Origin of the sequence: Halorhodospira sp. M38 (genome assembly GCF_022227985.1) — a bacterium.
Lineage (GTDB): Bacteria > Pseudomonadota > Gammaproteobacteria > Nitrococcales > Halorhodospiraceae > Halorhodospira > Halorhodospira halophila_A.
The window spans coordinates 59,924-67,521 of sequence record NZ_JAJNQP010000012.1; the positions used below are offsets into that span (position 1 = coordinate 59,924).

The 7,598-nt window shown below is 72.4% G+C and carries 7 protein-coding genes; 4 read left to right on the forward strand and 3 right to left on the reverse strand.

Going from position 1 to position 7,598, the window contains the following annotated elements; all coding sequences use genetic code 11:
- Positions 1–23: 23 nt before the first annotated feature.
- Genes argA through LRA98_RS08615 form a run of 3 tightly spaced genes read right to left on the reverse strand, consistent with a single transcriptional unit; the run spans position 24 to position 3,254 of the window.
- A complete protein-coding gene (gene argA / locus LRA98_RS08605) occupies positions 24–1,358 on the reverse strand; it encodes an amino-acid N-acetyltransferase (RefSeq protein ID WP_238633911.1) in 1,335 nt (444 codons plus the stop codon).
- A gap of 14 nt (positions 1,359–1,372) precedes the next feature.
- A complete protein-coding gene (gene argE / locus LRA98_RS08610; protein WP_238633912.1) occupies positions 1,373–2,542 on the reverse strand; it encodes an acetylornithine deacetylase in 1,170 nt (389 codons plus the stop codon).
- 4 nt (positions 2,543–2,546) lie between these two features.
- Complete coding sequence (locus LRA98_RS08615) at positions 2,547–3,254, reverse strand: TIGR04211 family SH3 domain-containing protein (RefSeq protein ID WP_238633913.1); 708 nt, start codon at positions 3,252–3,254, stop codon at positions 2,547–2,549.
- Between the two features lie 152 nt (positions 3,255–3,406).
- Here LRA98_RS08615 and LRA98_RS08620 point away from each other — a divergent pair, with 152 nt between their 5' ends.
- From LRA98_RS08620 to LRA98_RS08635, 4 genes are all read left to right on the forward strand, one after another.
- A complete protein-coding gene (locus LRA98_RS08620) occupies positions 3,407–4,615 on the forward strand; it encodes a class I SAM-dependent rRNA methyltransferase (RefSeq protein WP_238633914.1) in 1,209 nt (402 codons plus the stop codon).
- A gap of 51 nt (positions 4,616–4,666) precedes the next feature.
- Complete coding sequence (nadC, locus tag LRA98_RS08625) at positions 4,667–5,515, forward strand: carboxylating nicotinate-nucleotide diphosphorylase (RefSeq protein ID WP_238633915.1); 849 nt, start codon at positions 4,667–4,669, stop codon at positions 5,513–5,515.
- 53 nt (positions 5,516–5,568) lie between these two features.
- Positions 5,569–6,360 carry a prolipoprotein diacylglyceryl transferase gene (lgt, locus tag LRA98_RS08630; RefSeq protein ID WP_238633916.1) on the forward strand — a complete coding sequence of 264 codons (792 nt, stop codon included), beginning with the start codon at positions 5,569–5,571 and terminating at the stop codon, positions 6,358–6,360.
- Between the two features lie 110 nt (positions 6,361–6,470).
- The gene (locus LRA98_RS08635) at positions 6,471–7,565 is read left to right on the forward strand and encodes a porin (protein WP_238633917.1); all 1,095 of its coding nucleotides are present in this window, start codon (positions 6,471–6,473) and stop codon (positions 7,563–7,565) included.
- Positions 7,566–7,598 lie beyond the last annotated feature (33 nt).

Consider the following 7,598-nt stretch of genomic DNA (forward strand, 5'->3'; position numbering starts at 1 on the left):
AAGCACTCCTCAGGTTTGGCGGATCACGGAATGTCCCGGACCAGGACCTTCGAGCCCCGGGTCCGATCGTAGAGCGCCCGCCGCGTGGCCGGTAGGGCCTCCGGGGCGGCGGGCTCGAAGCCGCGCTCGCGGAACCAGTGCTCGGCCCGGGTGGTGAGCACGAACAGCCGGTGCAGCCCGTGGCCGCGGGCCTGCTGCTCCAGGCGGCGGACCAGGGCGTCGGCGCGCCCGGCGCCGCGGTAGTCCGGGTCCACGGCCAGGCAGGCGATCTCGCCGGCATCCTCGGCCGGCCACGGCAGCAGGGCGCCCGTGGCGACTACGGCGCCGTCGCGCTCGGCCACGGTGAAGGCGCTGATCTGCTCTTCGAGCAGCTCCTGGGGGCGGTAGACCAGCGCGCCGCTCTCCTCCAGCGGGCGGATGAGGCCGAGGATGCCGGGGATGTCGTCGAGCCCGGCGGTGCGCAGGGACTCGAAGGGCTCCGGGGCGATCAGCGTGCCCACGCCGTCCCGGGTGAAGAGCTCCAGCAGTAGAGCACCGTCCTGGGTGCGGTCGAGCAGGTGGACCCGGCCGACGCCGCCCAGGCAGGCCTGGTGGGCGCTGTGCAGCAGGCGCCGGGCGTCGTCGGCGAGCCCGCCGGCGTCCAGGCGGGCCCGCGCCTCGCGCGGGGTCAGTTCGCGCACCGGGGCGCCGTCGGCGTCGCGCAGGGGGGCGTGCCGGGTCAGATGGATGAGTTTGTCCGCCGCTAGCGCCTCGCCCACGGCCCGGGCCACGGACTCGGCCGAGAGGTTGAACGCCTCGCCGGTGGGCGAGTAGCCCAGCGGCGAGACCAGGGCCACGTCGCCGTCGTCGAGGCGCCGGCGCAGGGCCTCGGCGTCCACCCGGCGTACCTCGCCGGTGTAGAGGTGATCGATGCCGTCGCGCACCCCCACCGGGCGGGCGGTGATGACGTTGCCCGAGGCTACGCGTAGGCGCAGGCCGGCCATCGGTGAGGTGGCCACGCCGGTGGAAAGGCGCGCCTCGAGCCGGGTGCGCACCTCGCCGATGGCATCGCGCACGCACTCCAGGGCGTCGCCGTCGGTGACGCGCAGGCCGGTGCTGCCCTGGGCGTAGCGCGGTTCCAGGCCGCGGCGGCGCAGGCGCTGCTCCACCTGGGGGCGGGCGCCGGGGACCAGCACCAGGCGCACGCCCAGGCTGGCCAGCACCGCCAGGTCGTGGATCAGGCCGTCGATGCGCGGGCCCTCGACGGCGGCGCCGGGGAAGGCGACGACGAAGGTTCGCCCGCGGTGGGCGTTGATGTACGGCGCTGCGTGGCGGAACCACTCCACGAACTGCTGCGGATCGAGGTCGGCGAGACGCATGGGGGCTCCGCGGCCTACAGGCAGAAGCGGTGGATGAAGCGGCGCAGCAGCGCCACGGTGGGCGCCAGACGCTCGATGGCGATGGACTCGTCGGGCTGGTGGGCCTGCTCGATCTCGCCGGGGCCGAGGACCACCACGTCCATGCCCAGCCGGGCCAGGTAGGGCGCCTCGGTGGCGAAGGCCACGGCACCGGCCGGGTGGCCGGTGACCGACTCGGCGAAGCGCACCACCTCGGCGTCCGCTGGCGTGGCCATGGGCGGATGGGCCGGGAACAGGGGGCGGCGGGTTAGGTGTACGGCGTCGTCGCCGAGGGCCTCGGCCAGGCGCCGGTCGAGCTCCTGCTGCAGTGCCGCCGGATCCATGCCGGGCAGGGGGCGCAGGTCGATGTGCAGCTCCGCCTCGCCGCAGATGCGGTTGGGGTTGTCGCCGCCGCGGATGTGGCCGAGGTTGAGGGTCGGGTGGGCCACGGCGAAGCGCTCGTCCCGGTGGGTGGCGGCCAGTTCCTCGCGCCAGGCGATCAGGGCGTTGAGCACCCGGGTCATGGCGTCCAGGGCGTTGCGCCCCAGGCGCGGGTCGCTGGAGTGCCCGGCCCGCCCCTCGATGTGGAGCGCCTCCATCATCATGCCCTTGTGCACGTGCACCGGGTGGTTGCGGGTCGGCTCGCCGACCACTGCATGGCGTGGGCCCAGGCCCTCCGGGTGGGCGTCGAGCAGGGCGCGCACGCCGTCCATGCCGCTCTCCTCGTCCGCCGTGCAGAGCAGGGTCAGCGGCGCCTGTAGCTGCGCCGGGTTGACCTCGCGGGCCGCCTCGACGGCCAGGGCCAGGAACGCCTTCATGTCGGTCACGCCCAGTCCGTAGAGGCGGCCGTCCACCTCGCGCAGGCGCCACGGGTCGCCGGACCAGCGCTGCGGATCGCAGGGGACGGTGTCGGTGTGCCCGCACAGGGCCAGTCCGCCCCGCTCCGGTGCCCGCGCTGGGGCGAGGGTGGCGGTGAGGTTGGTCTTCTCCGGACGGCCGGGCAGGGCCTCGATGCGGCAGTCGAAGCCCAGATCCTCGAGCCAGCCGGCCAGCCGCTCGGTGATGCCACGGTTGCCCTGGTCGTGCTCCGCCTCGACGCTGCTCACCGACGGCTCGGCGACCAGCTCGGCGATCATCTCGTGCAGGGCCGGCAGCGGGGCGGTCACGGCGTTACAGCCCGCCGCCCCAGCTGTCCCGGCGGCGCGGGCGCAGGTGCGGCAGGATCAGTCCGAGGATCAGCCCGCCCACCAGCACGCCGGCGCCGGCCAGGAACCACTCCTGGCGGCTGCGCTCGGCGAGGGCGGAGTTCTGCTCCTCCAGCTGCTCGTTGCGCTCGAGCAGCCGCTCCACCCGCTCCTGGAGCTGTTCGTTGGCCTCGACCAGCTCGTAGCCGTCGCTGGCGGCCTCCAGGTCGGCCTCCAGCTCCTCAATGCGCGCCTCGGCCTCGGCCAGCTCCTCGCTCAGGGCGTCCTTCTCTTCCGCCTGCCCGGTCAGTTCGTCCTCCAGCTCTGCGATCCGCTCCAGGGCGGCGTCGCGCTCATCCTCAACCCGGCCGATGCGCACCCGGGCCGGCGCCTCGGCCATCAGGAAGCGCTCCTGCACCCAGCCCTCGTCGCCGCGGTTGTCGCGGACGTAGATCCAGTCCTCCAGGGCCGCCTCGCCGAAGCGCTCCTCGGCATCCTCGGGGGGGTCGAGGACCTCCAGGGGGGCGCCAGTGCTCAGGAAGCGCTCGATGGCGTACTGCGAGCCGGCACCGGTGCGGAAGGAGATGCTGATCTCGTCGCCGACATAGGCGGTCTGCGCCGTGACGGAGGTCGCCGGCAGGGCGGTGACCAGGGCGGCGGAGAGGATGACGACGGGGGCGGACTTGATGCGCACGGGTGTCGCTCCAGCTTGGCCAATACGATGGCGTCAGTTTAACAAGAAGCAATCGCCGGATGGTGATGGGCATCGGCGCCGCTCCGGACCGGGTGCGATTGCGTGCCGCGCGACAGCACCGCAGAATACCGGGCTTCCTTTCAGGAGGCCCCATGGAGCAGCGACCCGTACTGCGCCTGAAATCCGGCGAGGAGCGGCGCCTGCGCGCCGGTCATCTGTGGATCTTCAGCAACGAGGTAGACACCCACCGTACCCCCCTGCGCGGCTTCGCCCCCGGCGAGCAGGTGGTGGTGGAGGATGCCCGCGGCAAGGCCCTCGGCTGCGCCTACGTCAATCCCAACTCGCTGATCTGCGCCCGGCTGGTCAGCCGCGACGCCAAGGTGTCGCTGGATCGTTCCACCCTGGTCCACCGCCTGCAGGTGGCCCTGTCCATGCGCCAGCGCCTCTTCGCCGAGCCGTGGTATCGGCTGGTCCACGGCGAGGCCGACGGCCTGCCCGGGCTGGTCGTCGATCGCTTCGGCGACTGTTGCGTGGTTCAGCCCAACACCGCGGGCATCGAGCGGCTCCAGGCCGAAGTCCTGGATGCCCTGGCGAAGGTGGTCGGCCCGGCGCATGTGCTCTGGCGGGCGGATAACAACGTGCGCGAGCGCGAGGGGCTCGACCGGCGGGTGGAGTGGCTCGGCGCGCCCGGTCCGGAGGAGCTGGAGGTCCGCGAGGCGGGCCTGCGTTTCCAGGTGCCGGCGGTGAGCGGGCAGAAAACCGGCTGGTTCTACGATCAGCGGGGCAATCGCCAGCGCCTGACGGCCTATGCCGGCGACGCTCGGGTGCTGGACGCCTATGCCTACGCCGGCGGCTTCGCCATCGCCGCCGCTGTGGCCGGGGCGCGCGAGGCGGTGGCCGTGGAGCGCTCCGCCGAGGCCTGTGATCGGATCGCCACCAACGCCGAGCGCAACGGCGTCGCCGACCGGGTGACGGTGGTCGAGGGCGAGGTGAACGACTACCTGGCGGTGGCCCGGCAGGAGGGGGAGCGCTACGACGTGGCGGTGGTGGACCCACCGGCGTTTATCAAGCGCCGCCGCGACCGCAAGGCCGGCGAGCGCGGCTACCGCAGCGTCAACGAGGCCGCGCTGCGTCTGCTCGGCCGCGACGGCGTGTTGCTCAGCTGCTCCTGCTCGGCCCACCTGCCCGAGGAGCGGCTGTCGGGGATCCTGCTGGCCGCCGGGCGGCATCTGGATCGCTCGGTGCGTATCCTCGAGCGCGGCGGGCTCCCCGCCGACCACCCGATCCATCCGGCCATCCCCGAGACCGACTACCTCAAGGCGCTGTTCCTGCGCGCCGTGATCGCCACCAGCTTGCCCTGACCCCGGGTACGCTGCACCCTGTGAATCGTGCCCACGGAATCCTGATCAAGCATGCCCATCCCGCTCCCTCCCCGTGAAACCATCCGTGACGACGTCGCCCGCGCCCTGGCCGAGGACGTCGGCGGCGGTGATCTCACCGCGGCCCTGGTGCCGGCCAGCCGGCAGGCCGAGGGCCGTGTCGTCGCCCGCGAGGCGGCGGTGCTCTGCGGCAGCGCCTGGTTCGATGAGGTCTTCCGGCAGCTCGACCGGGCCGTGGGGGTGCGCTGGCGCCATGGCGACGGTGACTGGCTGGAGCCGGGCGCCGAGGTCTGTCGGATCCAGGGGCCGAGCCGGGCGGTGCTCACCGGCGAGCGCACGGCGCTGAACTTCCTGCAGTTCCTCTCCGGGACCGCCACCACGGCACGGCGTTACGCCGATGCCCTGGCCGGCACCGGGGTGCGGGTGCTCGATACCCGCAAGACGGTGCCCGGGTTGCGCGCCGCTCAGAAGTACGCCGTGCGCGCCGGCGGGGCCGACAATCACCGCTTCGGGCTGTTCGACGCCTACCTGATCAAGGAGAACCACATCGCCGCCTGCGGCGGGCTCACCCCGGCCGTTGAGGTGGCGCGCCTGCGCGCCGCGGGGACGCCGATCACCGTAGAGATCGAGGACCTGGCGCAGCTCGACGAGGCCATCGCCGCCGGCGCCGATGTGGTGATGCTCGATAATTTCGATGCCGACGGCATCCGTCAGGCGGTGGAGCAGGCCGCCGGGCGGGTGGCCCTGGAGGTCTCCGGCGGGGTGGATCTGGACGCCGTGCGCGGTCTGGCCGCCACCGGCGTGGACCGTATCTCCGTCGGTGCCCTGACCAAGCACGTCCACGCGGTGGACCTCTCCCTGCGCCTCGACACCGGCGGCTGAGCCGGCGTCGGTCGCGCTTGCCTTGCCGCGGCGCTCTCCACTAGTCTCCGCCCATGCTCGTCTATCCCGATATCGACCCGGTCGCCATCCAGCTCGGGCCGGTGGCCATCCACTGGTACGGCCTGATGTACGTCGTCGGCTTCCTCGCCGCCTGGGGGCTGGGTCGCTGGCGGGCGCGTCGGCCGGACAGCCCGGTGACCGGGCAGCAGGTGGACGACCTGGTCTTCTTCGGCGCCCTGGGTGTGATTGTCGGCGCCAAGCTCGGCTACCACCTCTTCTACAACCTGGATGGCCTCGCCGCCGACCCGCTCTCCCTGCTGCGGCTCTGGGAGGGTGGCATGTCCTTCCACGGCGGGCTGCTCGGGGTCACCGCCGCGCTGGGGGTCTACGCCTGGCGCTACCGGATCCCGCTGCTGCGCCTGACCGACTTCGCCGCGCCGCTGGTGCCCATCGGCCTCGGCGCCGGGCGGCTGGGCAACTTCATCAACGGCGAGCTGTGGGGCCGGCCCTCCGAGGTCCCCTGGGCCATGGTCTACCCACCGCTGGGTGACGAGGCGCGCCACCCCTCGCAGCTCTATCAGATGGGGCTGGAGGGGATCGCCCTGTTCGTGCTGCTGTGGTGGTTCTCCGCCCGACCGCGGGCCCGCGGGGCGGTCACCGGTCTGTTCCTGACGGCGTACGGGGGCTTCCGCGCCTTCGTCGAGTTCTTCCGTATGCCGGATGCGCACATCGGCTACCTCGCCTTCGGCTGGCTGACCCTGGGCCAGGTCCTCACCCTGCCCATGATCCTCGGCGGGGTGGCGCTGCTGCTCTGGGCCTGGCGGCGCCCGGGCGCGGCCGCCTGATCCGCCGCCCAGCGCCGGGTTACAATCCCGCCCGGTTGCAACCATCGGTGCCGGCGCGCCGGAGGGGCGCACGGCGCCGGTTCCTACCAACGGTCTTCAAGGAGCACTGCATGGGAGTGATCCGCATGGGGCGTTGGCGCCCCGCATCCGGTTGGCGGCTGCTCGCCGCGCTGCCCCTGCTGGCGCCGGCGACGGCGCTGGCGGTGGACTGGGACGTCTACGGGCGTTTGAACCTGAGCATCGAGCGCTACGGCGGTGGTGGATACGATGCCTGGGATCTGGCCAGCAACTCCAGTCGCCTGGGCTTTGACGTCGAGCACCAGCTGGAGACCGGGCTGACCGTCCTCGGCGAGGTCGAGCAGCAGATCGCCTTCAACCGCGGCGACGGCCTGGAGTGGGCCTCGCGCAGCGCCCTGCTTGGCCTTCGCGACTCCTGGGGCACCCTGCGTTTGGGCTACATGAATTCGGCGGTCAAGGACCTGCGCGGCCGTTTCGATCTGTTCAGCGGCGAGATGGGCGATTCGCGCAACATCCTGCGCGGCGAGCACAAGCCGCACTTCGACAGCCGCTTCCCGGCCGGGGTGCGCTTGACCACGCCGGAGGGCGAGGGGTGGGGCTTTGATCTGCACTACAGCTTCGACACCCAGGACGAGGACGACGACCCGCCGGCGGACGACAACGAGCGCCAGGCCTACGCGGCGGTGGTCGACTATCAGTGGCCGGCGCTGCGCCTGGCCTTTGGCACCGAGCGGTTCTTCGGGGAAGACGACGATGACGAGGGAGAGGCCTTCCGGCTCGGCGCCGAGTGGGTGATCGGCGACGACTGGACGCTGATCGGCTTTGGCCAGCGCTCCAAAGAGGCGTGGGAGGTCGCTGGTGACGAATACGAGGACGCCGACGGGTACGGGTTCGGCGCCCGTTATCGCCTGGCCGATGACCTGGAGCTGCGCGGGCAGTACTACGCCATCGACGTGGACGAGAGCGGCCACGGTGGGCGTATGGCGGTGATTGGTGCCGTCTTCCACGCCGATGAGCGCACCCGGCTCTACGTCACCTACGCCAACCTGAACAACGACTCGGATTCCCAGCTGGTGCCCTGGTACCACGGCCGGGTGGCCGGTCCGGAGGGCAATGAGGACCGGGTCGATCTGGACGCCGGCAGTTCCACCTGGGCGGTGGCCAGCGGCGTGCGCGTCGACTTCTAGCGCTCGACTGCCCCTGGGGCGCGGATCGCCCGG

Excerpts from the sequence above, each read along its gene's own strand:
- argA (WP_238633911.1), bottom strand. The coding sequence starts at position 1,358 with ATGCGTCTCGCCGACCTCGATCCGCAGCAGTTCGTGGAGTGGTTCCGC.
- LRA98_RS08620 (WP_238633914.1), top strand. The coding sequence starts at position 3,407 with ATGGAGCAGCGACCCGTACTGCGCCTGAAATCCGGCGAGGAGCGGCGC.
- nadC (WP_238633915.1), top strand. The coding sequence starts at position 4,667 with ATGCCCATCCCGCTCCCTCCCCGTGAAACCATCCGTGACGACGTCGCC.
- lgt (WP_238633916.1), top strand. The coding sequence starts at position 5,569 with ATGCTCGTCTATCCCGATATCGACCCGGTCGCCATCCAGCTCGGGCCG.
- LRA98_RS08635 (WP_238633917.1), top strand. The coding sequence starts at position 6,471 with ATGGGAGTGATCCGCATGGGGCGTTGGCGCCCCGCATCCGGTTGGCGG.